Genomic DNA, 12,563 nt, shown 5'->3' with positions numbered 1-12,563 from the left:
GACGGGACCAGACCGACCGCACCTCTCCAGGAGGCCCCGTGCCCAAGCGCCGTACCACCAGGATCCTCGCCGCCTTCTTCGCCGCCGGACTGCTCATCGGCGGCGCCGCCCAGCTCGCCAAGGTGACCACGGGCGGCCCCGCGCCGCAGACGGTCGCCATGAACAAGGCGGAACTGGTCGGGGCCTGACCCCGTACCGGCCCCCGACCGCCCGGGGCGGCTACAGCTTGGCCGACTTCAGGGACATGTGGAGCAGGAGGCGGTCCTCGCCGTCGTCCAGGTCCAGACCCGTGAGCTGTTCGACGCGGGACAAGCGGTAGTAGAGGGTCTGCCGGTGGATGCCCAGGGCCGCCGCCGCGCGGCCCGCCTGGCCCGCGCTGTCGAGGAACACCTCGGCGGTGCGGGCCAGTTCGATGTGCGCGGGGGCCAGCAGCGGGGCGACGGCGGGGTCGACCTCGGGATGGTAGAGCGCCGCCAGGAGGCGGTACGGGCCGATCCGGGCCCACTCCGCCACCGGGCCCAGCGACGGCTGGGCGGTCGCGGCACGGGCCGAGGTGCTGGCCTCGCGCCAGGCGGCCGGAAGCTCCGCGAGACCCCGGCGGGGCGTCGCGACACCGGCGGGCGCGGCGCCGCGCAGCCGGTCCGCCGCCGCGCGGGCGGGGGAGAGGTCCTCGGACGTGCGGAGCCGGACGAGGACGGCGAGGGACTCCGCCTCCGGGAGCGCGGCGACCGCCGCCGCACCGGCCACCGTCCGGACCGGGGGGGCCTCGCCCCGCCAGGGGGTGACGCAGACCACGGTGTGCAGCCCGTCCGCGTTGGGCCCCAGGGCCGTCCGCAGGGCCGCGACGGCCATCTCGTGCTGCCAGCCCCGCCCGGCGGTCAGCGCCGCCGCGAACTCGCGCGAGAGGTCCGCGCCCGCGCGCTCCTCGTCCGCGAGCAGCTCGCCGATGCGGGCGGCGACCTCCATGGCGGCGGTGAGCCGTTCGGGCGAGGGGCCCGGCTCGGCGTCGAGCAGCCAGACGTAACCGAGGACGACACCCCGATGGCGTACCGGGAGGCACACCCGGTCCCGGAAGACGCCCGCGTCGGGGGCGGCGGGGATGCGGACCGGACCGGTCGCCCGGGTGATGCCGAAACCCTCGAACCAGGCGCGGACCGCCGGGGTCGACTTCCGGGTGAGGATCGAGCGGGTCCTGACCGGGTCCATGGCGCTGTCGTCGTCGCTGTCGTGCGCGCCGAAGGCGATCAGGCCGAAATCGCGGTTCTCCAGTGTCGCGGGGGCGCCGAGCAGCCCCGAGATCTCGTCCACCAGTTCCTGGTAATCGCCCTTCACGGGCCCATTCTCGCACCCCTTCCCCCCTCGTTCAGACAAATGTCTGAGAGGCGGGCCACGGATGCGTGACAGCTGTAGATGGCGGACGATCGGAGCGATCCATAGGTTTCACGGTGGTCATCCGTGCTGTTCCCGGTCCGAACCCCCTTCCGGTCCGGTGACGGCCCCGTTCTCCCCCTGCCCCTTTGGAGGTGCCCGTGCTGGGTCCCGTGATCCTCGCCGCGTCGCGCAGCGACAAGATGCGCCGTTTCGTGTCGGCCGCCCCCGGGACCAAGCAGGTCGTCGCCCGCTTCATCGCCGGTGAGACGGTCGGTGACGTCGTCCCGATCGTCCAGGAGCTGAGCGACCGCGGCCTTGAGGTCACCCTCGACGTCGTCGGCGAGGACATCACCACCGTCGAGCAGTCGTACGCCGCGCGGGACGCCTACCTGGAGCTCGTCGGGCGCCTCAAGGAGCTCGGCCTCGGCGAGCGCGCCGAGATGTCCGTCAAGCTGTCGATGTTCGGGCAGTCCCTGGAGGGCGGCCACGAGCTGGCCCTCGCCAACGTCCGTCCGGTCGTCGAGGCTGCCGCCGAGATCGGCACCACGGTCACCCTGGACGCCGAGGACCACACCACCCTCGACTCGATGTTCGCCATCCACGAGGAGCTGCGGAAGGACTTTCCGCAGACCGGCTGCGTCATCCAGGCGTACCTGTTCCGCACCGAGGACGACGCCCGCCGCCTCGCCGCGAACGGCTCCCGCGTCCGGATCGTGAAGGGCGCCTACAAGGAGCCCGTCTCCGTCGCCCTCCAGGACAAGCCCGAGATCGACAAGGCGTACGTCCGGATCATGAAGATCCTGATGGACGGCGAGGGCTACCCGATGATCGGCTCGCACGACCCGCGCCTGATCGCCGTCGGCCAGGAGCTGGCCCGCCGCGCGGGCCGCAAGCTGGACGAGTACGAGTTCCAGATGCTGTACGGCATCCGCAGCGAGGAGCAGCAGCGCCTCGCCGCGGAGGGACACCGGATGCGCGTGTACACCGCCTACGGCACCGACTGGTACGGCTATTTCATGCGCCGCCTCGCGGAGAAGCCGGCCAACCTGCTCTTCTTCGTCCGGTCCATCCTCACCAAGGGCTGAGCCCACACCCCTCAGAAGGAGTTAAGCGACTCATGGACGCTGTCACCCAGGTCCCCGCTCCGGTCAACGAGCCGGTGCACAGCTACGCCCCCGGTTCCCCCGAGCGCGCCCGTCTTGAGGCCCAGCTCAAGGAGCTGGCCGAGAACCCGCGCGAGCTGCCGATGACCATCGGCGGCGTGAAGCGCCTCGGCGGCGGCGAGGAGTTCCAGGTCGTCCAGCCGCACAACCACAAGGCGGTCATCGGCACCTTCCGCGGCGCCACCGAGCAGGACGCCCAGGACGCGATCGACGCGGCCCTGGCCGCCGCTCCCGCCTGGCGCGCGATGTCCTTCGACGACCGTGCCGCGATCATCCTGCGCGCCGCCGAGCTGCTGGCGGGACCGTGGCGCGAGACGCTGGCCGCGTCCACCATGCTCGGCCAGTCGAAGACGGCCCAGCAGGCCGAGATCGACACCCCGTGCGAGCTCGTCGACTTCTGGCGCTTCAACGTGGCGTACGCCCGCCAGATCCTGGCCGAGCAGCCGCCGGCGAACTCCCCGGGCGTGTGGAACCGGCTGGACCACCGCCCGCTGGAGGGCTTCGTCTACGCGATCACGCCGTTCAACTTCACGGCCATCGCGGGCAACCTGCCCACCGCCCCCGCCCTCATGGGCAACGTCGTGGTCTGGAAGCCGTCCCCGACGCAGACCCACTCCGCCGTGCTCCTCATGGAGCTCCTGGAGGAGGCCGGGCTGCCGAAGGGTGTCATCAACCTGGTGACCGGCGACGGCATCGCCGTCTCCGAGGTGGCCCTGAACCACCGCGACCTGGCGGGCATCCACTTCACCGGTTCGACCCGGACCTTCCAGCACCTGTGGAAGACCGTCGGCACGAACATCGAGAAGTACCGCTCGTACCCGCGGATCGTCGGCGAGACCGGCGGCAAGGACTTCGTCGTCGCGCACCCCAGCGCCGACCGCGCGATCCTGAAGACCGCGCTGACCCGTGGCTCCTTCGAGTTCCAGGGCCAGAAGTGCTCCGCGTCCTCGCGCGCGTACATCCCGGCGTCCATCTGGAACGACGGCTTCAAGGAGGAGTTCGCGGCCGAGGTCGACGGCATCACCATGGGTGACGTCACCGATCTGTCGAACTTCGTCGGCGCCGTCATCGACGAGCGTTCCTTCGCGAAGAACAAGGCCGCGATCGACCGTGCCGCGGCCGACCCGAGCTGCACGATCGTCGCCGGTGGCACCTACGACGACTCGGTGGGCTACTTCGTCCGCCCGACCGTCATCGAGTGCGCCGACCCGGAGAACGAGGTCTTCAAGGCCGAGTACTTCGGCCCGATCCTCGCGATCCACGTCTACGACGACAGCTCCGCCGACGGCTACGAGGAGATGCTGACCCAGATGGAGTCGGTCTCGGACTACGCCCTCACCGGCGCGGTCATCTCCGGCGACCGCGCGGCCACCGCGCACACGATGGAGAAGCTCCGCTTCGCCGCGGGCAACTTCTACATCAACGACAAGTCGACCGGCGCCGTCGTCGGCCAGCAGCCCTTCGGCGGCGGCCGTGCCTCGGGCACCAACGACAAGGCGGGCGCCCCGCAGAACCTGATGCGCTGGACGCTGACCCGCGCCATCAAGGAGACGCTGGTTCCGCCGACCGAGTACGGCTACCCCCACATGGGCTAACCCCCACCGGCCGTCCCTCCGACGGCCCCCTGACACCGCCCCCCTCCCCGGTCCCCCCAAACCGGGGACGGGGGCGGTCTTCATGCGGGGGTCCGGCCGGAGGCCGTGGCAGCTGCCCGCCGTACGGGAATCCGGGCCGGACCGTCGTGGACGCGGAGCCCGCGCGGGCGGCCGGAAAACCCCCGGAAGGACAGGGACCGGCTGTGGGACGCTGCTCCCATGACCATCGTGAGGACCGCTCCCACCCATGAGGTCGGGGCCGACCGGCTCCGGGCCGTTCGCGCGCTGCTCGACGACGCCTTCGACGGGACCTTCTCCGACGACGACTGGGACCACACCCTCGGGGGCGTGCACGCCTGGGTCGAGGACGAGCGGGGGATCGCCGCCCACGGAGCCGTCGTGCAGCGGCGGGCCGTGCACGAGGGGCGGTCGTACCGCGTCGGGTACGTCGAAGGGGTCGCCGTCCGGGCGGACCTGCGGCGGCGGGGGCTCGGCGGAGTCGTGATGGCCGAGCTGGAACGGGTCATCGACGGGGCGTACCCCTTCGGGGCGCTCGGTGCCTCCGACGACGGCGCCGCGCTCTACCGGGCGCGCGGCTGGCGGCTCTGGCCCGGGCGCCTCGAAGCGCTGGGGCCCGACGGGCCCGTCCGGCTCGCCGACGAGGAGGGCTCCGTCTTCCTGCGCCCCGCGGCGGGCCTCACCCTGCCCGGTCCCGAGTCCCCCCTCGCCTTCGACTGGCGCGACGGCGACGTGATGTGAGGGCCCGGCGGTCCGGCGCCCGACGTTCGGGTCTGCGGTCTGCGGTCTGCGGTCCGTTGTTTGTTGTCCGTGTCCGTGTCCGTGTCCGTGGCCGTGGGCGCATCGCCACCCGGACGGGAACGAGGCACGGGCGGGACGGCTACCGGGTGACGAGCATCTTCCCGGTGTTCTCGCCGCGCAGCATCCCCAGGAACGCGTCCACGATGTGCTCGAAGCCCGCCACGGTCGTCACGTCCAGCGGCAGTTCCCCGCTCCGCAGCCGGGGGACGGCGAGGTCGTACAGCTCCTCCAGGGCGTCCGGATGGTTGCTGACCAGGAAGCCTTCGAGGCGGATGCTCTTGCCGACCACGTCGAAGAGGTTGCGCGGGGCGGGCGGCGGGGCGGAGAGCGAGTGGTACTGGCCCACCGCGCCGACCCAGGCGATCCGGCCGTACGCGCGCAGCGCGTCGATCGCGGCCTCCAGATGCTCGCCGCCGACCCCCTCCAGGGCCACGTCAATGCCGTCCGGGGCCGCCCGCGCGAGCAGCTCCGTCACCGGACCCGCGTGATAGTCGAAGGCCGCGTCGAACCCCACCTCCTCCGTCAGATACGCCACCTTGCGCGCCGAACCCGCGCTGCCCACCAGCCGTCCCGCGCCGAGCACCCGCGCCAGCCGTCCCGCCGCCGTGCCGACCCCGCCCGCCGCCGCGGACACGAACAGGTCCTCGCCCGGCTGGAGCCGCGCGATCCGGGTCAGGCCCACATAGGCCGACAGGCCCGTACCGCCGAGCAGGCTGAGGTGGGCGGCGAGCGGGACACCCGGTCCGAGGTCCGGGACCCGGCGCGCCTCGGCGGGCGCCACCAGGGAGTGGGTGCGCCAGCCCTTGCGGTGCAGCACCAGGTCGCCGGTGCGCAGCGCCGGGTCGCGGGAGTCGAGCACCCGGCCGAGGGTGCGGCCCTCCATGGGGGAGTGCAGGGCCCACAGCTCGTCGGAGTCCATGGCCTCGCGGTGGTACGGGTCGACCGACCACTGGAGGTTCTCGACGAGCGCGGTGCCCGGCTCGGGGGCGGGCACCGGGGACTCGACGAAGTCGAAGAGACCGGGGGCGGGGAAACCGTCGGGGCGGGCGTTCTGCCGGACGGTGATCATGGTGTCGTGCGTCATGGTGCCGACCGTAGGAGGGGAACGGCGGGCCGGGCAGGGGGTAGCGTCGATGGCACCGGGCCATCCATGAGAGCGGCTCATACACCGAGGTGGGAGCAGCATGACCGATCTGGCGCCGCAGGAACTGCGGATCCTGGTGGCCGTCGGCCGGGAGCGCGGTTTCTCCGCCGCCGCCGTCGCCCTCGGCATGACCCAGTCCGCCGTCTCGCACGCGGTGCGCGGCAGCGAGCGCAAGCTCGGAGCCGTCCTCTTCGACCGGGGTCGCACCGGCGCCACGCCCACGGCGGCGGGGGAGCGGGCCCTCGCGCACGCCCGGCGCGTGCTGCGGCTCCTCGACGTCATGGGCGCCGAGGTGCGAGGGGTCCCGGCGGGCGGCCCCGCCGACGCCGTCCCGGCCGGACCGCTGCGGATCGCGGCCTTCCGGAGCGCCGCCCTGCACCTGCTGCCGCGCGCCCTGGGGCGGCTGACGGAGCGGCACCCGGGGATCGCGCCGGAGGTGCGGATCGTACGGGAGGTGGGGCGCGGCACGGCCGGTGAGGTGCTGGACGGGCGGGCGGACCTCGGGATCGCGACGCTCGGGACGACGTCACCGGTGCCGCCGGAACTGGTCGGGGGCGTCCTCCTGGAGGAGGGCTACGCGCTGGTGCACCCCGCGGGCCACCGGTCGCCCCGATCGCTCCCGCTGATCGACTGGACGGAGAACTGTACCTCGTACACCCGTGACTGGTGGGCGGTGCAGGAGTGGCTGCCCCCGGCGACCGTGGAGGCGGAGGACGACGGGACGGTGCTCTCGATGGTGAGCACCGGTTTCGGCATGGCCGTGATGCCGGAACTGTCCCTGATCGGAGCACCGCCCTCGGTCGAGATCACTGATCTCGGTCCGGCGCGCCCGACCCGTTCCGTGGGCTATGTCACCACCCCTGAGCTGGCCTCTTCCCTCGCCGTGCGGGCCCTCATCCGTGAGCTGCGGGCCGCCGCGGGGTGACTCCCGGTGCCCGGCCGTCTCAGATAGTAGGAAGTCCGAGTAAGTGTGGAGACAGATGCGGAGTGCTGCCCTAACTTTGTAGGAGCCGAACGTCTCGCTCCATCAGCGAATGGCGGTCGAGAGCGCGACGCCCTGTGCAGGCAACCCCTGCGGCGGCGCTCCCCGCCCCTTCCGGCACCTCCGGTCACCACGGATGCCGCGCGCGCGGACCCCTCACGGGTCTCCGCTCCCCGCGCTTCCGGACCGCCGCTGATCTCCGCACGTACGGATCACCGCTGATCCCGTCCGGGTCACCACCGATCTCAAGGAGTCGATCCCCATGGCCGCTCAGACCACCCGCCGTGTCCGCCACTCCGCCGCCCGCCCCAACGACGACGCCCGGCAGAACGCCGCCGCCGCCCTCCAGCGCGCCCTCGACCGGCGCGACAACGGCGGCTCCACCGGCCACTGACCGGCTGGCGCGGTGCGCCTGGTGCGGCCCGGCGCGGCCCCGTCCGGTGCGCCCCGGTGGCGCGCCTGATCGGTCGCCGGTCGGGCGCTCGTGCCCGGCCGCCGGTCCGGGGCCGGTCCGGTCGGCCCGGGGCGCTGGACGGTCGGTCCACCCGGCCGCCCGCCCGGTCGCCTGGTTGCCCTGTCTCCCGGTCGTCCGGCCGCCGTCCACCGGGCCGGTCGTCCGGTCGTCCGGTCGTCCACCGGGCCGCTCGTCGCGGCCGGTCGCCAGGCCGCTGGTCCGGCTGCTCGCCCTGGCCTTGTGTCAGGCCGTCGTCCTCGGGTTGTCCGTCGAGGTCGCCGTCCGTCAGGTTCACCCGCCCGCCCGGCCCCCGTCGGGCCGCTCGTCCAGCGCACCCCCGGACTGTCCGTCCGCCCGTCCCCCGACCCACGGCCCGGCGCGCATGGCCGGGCGTCCGTTCGCCCGCCCGGCCATGCATCCGCCCGCCGGGCTGCTGGTCCAACGCGTCCTCGGGCCGCCCGTCCGCCCGCCCGCTCCCCGGCGTGCGCCCCCGCGCGCCTGGCCGGGCCGTCCGTTCACCCACCGGGGCACCCGTTCATCCGACCGGCCGTGCGCCTGTCCGCCCGCCCGGTCGCTGGTCCACATGATGGACATGCCGTGTCAGACGATGGGACGAAGAGTAGGGTGCCGACATGTCTCACAGCATCAATCTCGCAGTCATTCCCGGCGACGGCATCGGCCAGGAGGTCGTGGCCGAGGGGCTCAAGGTCCTCGCGGCCGTCCTTCCCCAGGACGTGAAGCTGGAGACCGAGGAGTACGACTTCGGCGCCAAGCGCTACCACGCCACCGGTGAGACCCTCACCGACGCCGACCTCGCCTCCCTCAAGAAGCACGACGCCATCCTGCTCGGTGCCATCGGCGACCCGTCGGTGCCCTCCGGCGTCCTGGAGCGCGGCTTCCTGCTGAAGCTCCGCTTCGCCTTCGACCACCATGTGAACCTGCGCCCCTCGAAGCTGCTCCCCGGCGTCGCCACCCCGCTCGCCGGACAGCCCGCGATCGACTTCGTCGTGGTCCGCGAGGGCACCGAGGGCCCGTACACGGGCAACGGCGGCACCATCCGCAAGGACACCCCGCACGAGGTCGCCACCGAGGTCTCGGTCAACACCGCCTTCGGTGTCGAGCGGGTCGTCCGGGACGCCTTCGCCCGCGCCCAGGCCCGCCCGCGCAAGAAGCTCACGCTGGTCCACAAGAACAACGTGCTGACCTTCGCCGGCCACCTCTGGACCAACGTCTTCCAGCGGGTCGCCGCCGAGTTCCCCGAGGTCACCACCGACTACCTGCACGTCGACGCCGCGACGATCTTCCTCGTCACCGACCCGGCCCGTTTCGACGTGATCGTCACCGACAACCTCTTCGGCGACATCATCACCGACCTCGCCGCGGCCGTCTCCGGCGGCATCGGCGTCGCCGCCTCGGGCAACATCAACCCGAGCGGCGCCTTCCCGTCCATGTTCGAGCCGGTCCACGGCTCCGCGCCGGACATCGCGGGCCAGGGCAAGGCCGACCCCACGGCCACCGTCCTCTCCGTCGCCCTCCTGCTGCGCCACCTCGGCCACGAGACCGAGGCCGCCCGCGTCGAGGAGGCGGTCGCCGCCGACCTCACCGAGCGCGGCGACAGCGTCCGCACCACGGACGAGATCGGCGACGCGCTCGCCGCGCGAGTAGCGAGCTGACCCGCGCCGACTGACACCAGACAGCAGCCGCCGGGTCGCCCAGCGCCCGGCGGCTGTGTCCTGCGCGGCCACCGGGCGGCACCCCATCGAATCCGGACCGCGCACACCCGTTTCACGCACCGGCCCTCACGAGCGATAATCGAACGTGGGGCCGCGGCATACGGGCATGTCCGGACGTCCACCTCGTCGGGAAGAGCCAGCCCCCGACAACGGCGTGCGCGCGGTCCAGCCCAGACAACCGGTGAAGGACACGCACTCATGACGACGCCCACGATCGAGCTCAAGCCCACCTCCAGCCCGCTGTCCGCAGCGGAGCGCGAGGCGATCCTGGCCAACCCGGGATTCGGCCGCCACTTCACCGACCACATGGTCACCATCCGGTGGACCGAGGGCCAGGGCTGGCACGACGCCCAGCTCGTCCCGTACGGCCCGCTCGCCCTGGACCCGGCCACCAACGTCCTGCACTACGCGCAGGAGATCTTCGAGGGCCTCAAGGCCTACCGCCGCCCCGACGGTTCGGTCGCCAGCTTCCGCCCGGACGCCAACGCGCACCGCTTCGCCGCCTCCGCCCGCCGCCTGGCCATGCCCGAGCTGCCCGTGGAGACCTTCGTCGAGGCCTGCGACGTCCTCGTCCAGCAGGACAGGGAATGGGTCCCGGAGCACGGCGGCGAAGCCTCGCTCTACCTGCGCCCCTTCATGATCGCCACCGAGGTCGGCCTCGGTGTCCGCCCGGCGAACGAGTACCTCTTCGTCGTCATCGCCTCCCCGGCGGGCCCGTACTTCCCCGGCGGTGTGAAGCCGGTCTCCATCTGGCTCTCCGAGAACCGCGTCCGCGCCGTCCCCGGTGGCGTCGGCGACGCCAAGACCGGCGGCAACTACGCGGCCTCCCTGCTCGCGCAGGCCGAGGCCGCCGAGAAGGGCTGCGACCAGGTCGCCTACCTCGACGCCGTGGAGCACAAGTGGGTCGAGGAGCTGGGCGGCATGAACCTGTACTTCGTGTACGGGAACAAGCTGGTCACCCCCGTCCTCACCGGTTCGCTGCTCGCGGGCATCACCCGTGACTCGCTGCTGAAGCTGGCGGCCGACCTCGGTCTGGAGCCGGAGGAGGGCCGCGTCTCCATCGACCAGTGGCAGGCCGACTCCGCGAACGGCACCCTCACCGAGGTCTTCGCCTGCGGCACCGCCGCCGTGATCACCCCGGTCGGCACGGTCAAGTCCGAGCGCGGCGAGTGGCTGCAGTCGGGCGGCGAGCCCGGTGAGGTCACCATGAAGCTGCGCGAGGCGCTGCTCGCCGTCCAGACCGGCAAGGCCGAGGACAAGCACGGCTGGATGCACGAGCTGGGCAAGTAGCCCCTCCCCTTCTCCGACAGGGCCCCCGGGACGGTACGCACACCGTCCCGGGGGCCCTGTGCGTGTACGGGACCGGCGCCGCCGGGGCCCGTGAGCCGGAAGCGGTACGGGGACGAGGCCCCTCCGCGGCCGTACGTACGGGGGCCGGAGCCGTACCCATCCGGAGCCGTACCCCTGCCGGAGCGGCACGCCCCCGGAGCCGTACGCCCCCGGAGTCGTACGGCGCCCCCGCCCCCGGAGCCGTACGGCAGATTTGGAGCACCGCTCAATGTGACCTGTGCCCCGACTTCGCGTCGGTCCTTGGAACACGCGGCCCCAGCATTTAGAGTGACGCTCAAACGTGTCCCCAGTGCAGGAGGTGTTCGGGGCGTGCGACTGACCCCCACGGAACGCGACCGGTTGCTGCTCTTCGGCGCCGCCGAACTCGCCCGCGCCCGCCGGGCCCGGGGTCTGCGGCTCAACGTCCCCGAGGCCACCGCGCTGATCGCGGACACCGTCTGCGAGGCTGCCCGCGACGGACGGCGGCTCGCCGAGGCCATCGAGGCGGCCCGCGAGGTCCTCGGCCCCGACGACGTGCTGCCCGGGGTCGCCGACGTCGTCACCGAGATCCACGTCGAGGCCGTCTTCGACGACGGCACCCGGCTCGCCGTCGTCTCCGACCCCATCGGCGGCGGCGGACTCGGCCCGGACGCGCCCGGCGCGCTGCGCCCCGGCCCCGGCCACCCGGAGGAGGAGCCCGTACTCACCCTCCCCGTGCGGAACACGGCGACCGTGCCGGTGAGCGTCACCTCGCACTTCCACTTCTTCGAGGTCAACCCGCGCCTCGACTTCGACCGCGCCGCCGCCTACGGGATGCGGCTCGCCATCCCCGCCGGAGCCTCCTTCCGCTTCGACCCGGGCGGCGCCGCCGAGGTCGGGCTGGTGCCGATCGGCGGCGCCCGCGTCGCCATAGGCTTCGCGGGTCTGGTCGACGGACCGCTCGACGCGCCCGGCGCGAAGGAAGAGGCCCTGCGCAGGGCGCGGGCGTGCGGCTACCTGGGAATCGAGGACGACTGATGGACCCGTACGAGTACGCATCCGTGCACGGCCCCCGCGCCGGTGACCGTGTCGTCCTGGGGGACTCCGGGCTCGTCGTGCGGGTCGAGTCGGACGCGCAGAAGCCGGGGGACGAGTTCCTCGCCGGGTTCGGCAAGACCGCCCGCGACGGGCTGCACCTGAAGGCGGCGGCGGTCCGGGACACCTGCGACGTCGTCATCAGCAACGTCCTGGTGATCGACGCGGTCCAGGGCATCCGCAAGGTGTCGATCGGCATCCGTGAGGGCCGTATCCACGCGATCGGACGGGCCGGTAACCCCGACACCCTCGACGGCGTCGACGTCGTCGTCGGCACCGGCACCTCGATCGTCTCCGGCGAGGGCCTCATCGCGACCGCCGGTGCCGTGGACACCCATGTGCACCTGCTGTCGCCCCGGATCATGGAGGCGTCCCTCGCCAGCGGTGTCACCACCATCATCGGCCAGGAGTTCGGCCCCGTCTGGGGTGTCGGGGTGAATTCGCCGTGGGCGCTCAGGCACGCGTTCGGCGCGTTCGACGCGTGGCCGGTGAACATCGGTTTCCTCGCCCGGGGTTCGTCGTCCGACGCGGCGCCGCTGGTGGAGGCGCTGGCGGAGGGCGGGGCGTCGGGGTTCAAGGTCCATGAGGACATGGGCGCGCACTCGCGGGCGCTGGACACGGCGCTGCGGGTGGCGGAGGAGCACGATGTGCAGGTGGCGCTGCACAGTGACGGGCTGAACGAGTGTCTGTCGGTGGAGGACACCTTGGCGGTGCTGGAGGGGCGGACGATCCACGCCTTCCACATCGAGGGCTGCGGCGGCGGGCACGTGCCCAATGTCCTGAAGATGGCGGGCGTGCCCAACGTCATCGGTTCCTCGACCAATCCCACCCTGCCCTTCGGGCGGGACGCCGTCGCCGAGCACTACGGCATGATCGTCTCCGTCCACGACCTGAAGACG

Annotated in this window: 12 protein-coding genes; 10 read left to right on the top strand and 2 right to left on the bottom strand. The window is 72.7% G+C overall.

The genetic code is table 11. From position 1 onward, the window contains the following. Positions 1-38 precede the first annotated feature (38 nt). Positions 39-188 (top strand): hypothetical protein, encoded by a 150-nt coding sequence (locus ACFXGN_RS10060; RefSeq protein ID WP_384855978.1) that lies wholly within the window; start codon positions 39-41, stop codon positions 186-188. Positions 189-219: 31 nt separating this feature from the next. On the opposite strand, the gene ACFXGN_RS10055 is transcribed toward ACFXGN_RS10060, so the two are convergent. Further along, on the bottom strand, positions 220-1,332 hold the full coding sequence (locus ACFXGN_RS10055) for a PucR family transcriptional regulator (RefSeq protein WP_384855976.1): 1,113 nt from the start codon (positions 1,330-1,332) through the stop codon (positions 220-222). A gap of 197 nt (positions 1,333-1,529) precedes the next feature. Between ACFXGN_RS10055 and ACFXGN_RS10050 the strand changes: the two genes are divergently transcribed. The 3 genes from ACFXGN_RS10050 (at position 1,530) to ACFXGN_RS10040 (ending at position 4,888) form a co-directional block, all read left to right on the top strand. Next, positions 1,530-2,456 carry a proline dehydrogenase family protein gene (locus ACFXGN_RS10050; protein WP_384855974.1) on the top strand — a complete coding sequence of 309 codons (927 nt, stop codon included), beginning with the start codon at positions 1,530-1,532 and terminating at the stop codon, positions 2,454-2,456. A 32-nt stretch (positions 2,457-2,488) separates the two neighbouring features. After that, complete coding sequence (pruA, locus tag ACFXGN_RS10045) at positions 2,489-4,129, top strand: L-glutamate gamma-semialdehyde dehydrogenase (protein ID WP_384855971.1); 1,641 nt, start codon at positions 2,489-2,491, stop codon at positions 4,127-4,129. Between the two features lie 219 nt (positions 4,130-4,348). Next, on the top strand, positions 4,349-4,888 hold the full coding sequence (locus tag ACFXGN_RS10040) for a GNAT family N-acetyltransferase (RefSeq protein ID WP_384855968.1): 540 nt from the start codon (positions 4,349-4,351) through the stop codon (positions 4,886-4,888). Positions 4,889-5,027: 139 nt separating this feature from the next. Here the strand turns inward: ACFXGN_RS10040 and ACFXGN_RS10035 are convergent, their stop codons facing one another. After that, positions 5,028-6,032, bottom strand: coding sequence for a zinc-binding dehydrogenase (locus ACFXGN_RS10035; RefSeq protein WP_384855965.1), 1,005 nt, complete (start codon positions 6,030-6,032; stop codon positions 5,028-5,030). Between the two features lie 100 nt (positions 6,033-6,132). Here ACFXGN_RS10035 and ACFXGN_RS10030 point away from each other — a divergent pair, with 100 nt between their 5' ends. The 6 genes from ACFXGN_RS10030 to ACFXGN_RS10005 form a co-directional block, all read left to right on the top strand. Next, a complete protein-coding gene (locus tag ACFXGN_RS10030; RefSeq protein ID WP_384855964.1) occupies positions 6,133-7,017 on the top strand; it encodes a LysR family transcriptional regulator in 885 nt (294 codons plus the stop codon). 319 nt (positions 7,018-7,336) lie between these two features. Then, positions 7,337-7,468 carry a hypothetical protein gene (locus ACFXGN_RS10025; RefSeq protein WP_384855962.1) on the top strand — a complete coding sequence of 44 codons (132 nt, stop codon included), beginning with the start codon at positions 7,337-7,339 and terminating at the stop codon, positions 7,466-7,468. Positions 7,469-8,160: 692 nt separating this feature from the next. After that, entirely contained in the window at positions 8,161-9,201 is a 1,041-nt protein-coding gene (locus tag ACFXGN_RS10020) for a 3-isopropylmalate dehydrogenase (RefSeq protein ID WP_366442141.1), read from the top strand. Between the two features lie 258 nt (positions 9,202-9,459). Next, positions 9,460-10,551, top strand: coding sequence for a branched-chain amino acid aminotransferase (locus ACFXGN_RS10015; RefSeq protein ID WP_384855959.1), 1,092 nt, complete (start codon positions 9,460-9,462; stop codon positions 10,549-10,551). 369 nt (positions 10,552-10,920) lie between these two features. Continuing rightward, positions 10,921-11,607 (top strand): urease subunit gamma, encoded by a 687-nt coding sequence (gene ureA / locus ACFXGN_RS10010; protein ID WP_384855956.1) that lies wholly within the window; start codon positions 10,921-10,923, stop codon positions 11,605-11,607. Then, a partial coding sequence (locus ACFXGN_RS10005; protein WP_384855953.1) for an urease subunit alpha occupies positions 11,607-12,563 on the top strand: 957 nt, incomplete at its 3' end. The genes ureA and ACFXGN_RS10005, both read left to right, overlap by 1 nt.

It is taken from the genome of Streptomyces sp. NPDC059247 (assembly GCF_042754005.1).
Lineage (GTDB): Bacteria > Actinomycetota > Actinomycetes > Streptomycetales > Streptomycetaceae > Streptomyces.
Note: the sequence above shows the minus strand (reverse complement) of the source record. Positions and strands in the feature narration are given on the sequence as shown.

Excerpts from the sequence above, each read along its gene's own strand:
- ACFXGN_RS10040 (WP_384855968.1), top strand. The coding sequence starts at position 4,349 with ATGACCATCGTGAGGACCGCTCCCACCCATGAGGTCGGGGCCGACCGG.
- ACFXGN_RS10035 (WP_384855965.1), bottom strand. The coding sequence starts at position 6,032 with ATGACGCACGACACCATGATCACCGTCCGGCAGAACGCCCGCCCCGAC.
- ACFXGN_RS10030 (WP_384855964.1), top strand. The coding sequence starts at position 6,133 with ATGACCGATCTGGCGCCGCAGGAACTGCGGATCCTGGTGGCCGTCGGC.
- pruA (WP_384855971.1), top strand. The coding sequence starts at position 2,489 with ATGGACGCTGTCACCCAGGTCCCCGCTCCGGTCAACGAGCCGGTGCAC.
- ACFXGN_RS10015 (WP_384855959.1), top strand. The coding sequence starts at position 9,460 with ATGACGACGCCCACGATCGAGCTCAAGCCCACCTCCAGCCCGCTGTCC.
- ACFXGN_RS10025 (WP_384855962.1), top strand. The coding sequence starts at position 7,337 with ATGGCCGCTCAGACCACCCGCCGTGTCCGCCACTCCGCCGCCCGCCCC.
- ACFXGN_RS10020 (WP_366442141.1), top strand. The coding sequence starts at position 8,161 with ATGTCTCACAGCATCAATCTCGCAGTCATTCCCGGCGACGGCATCGGC.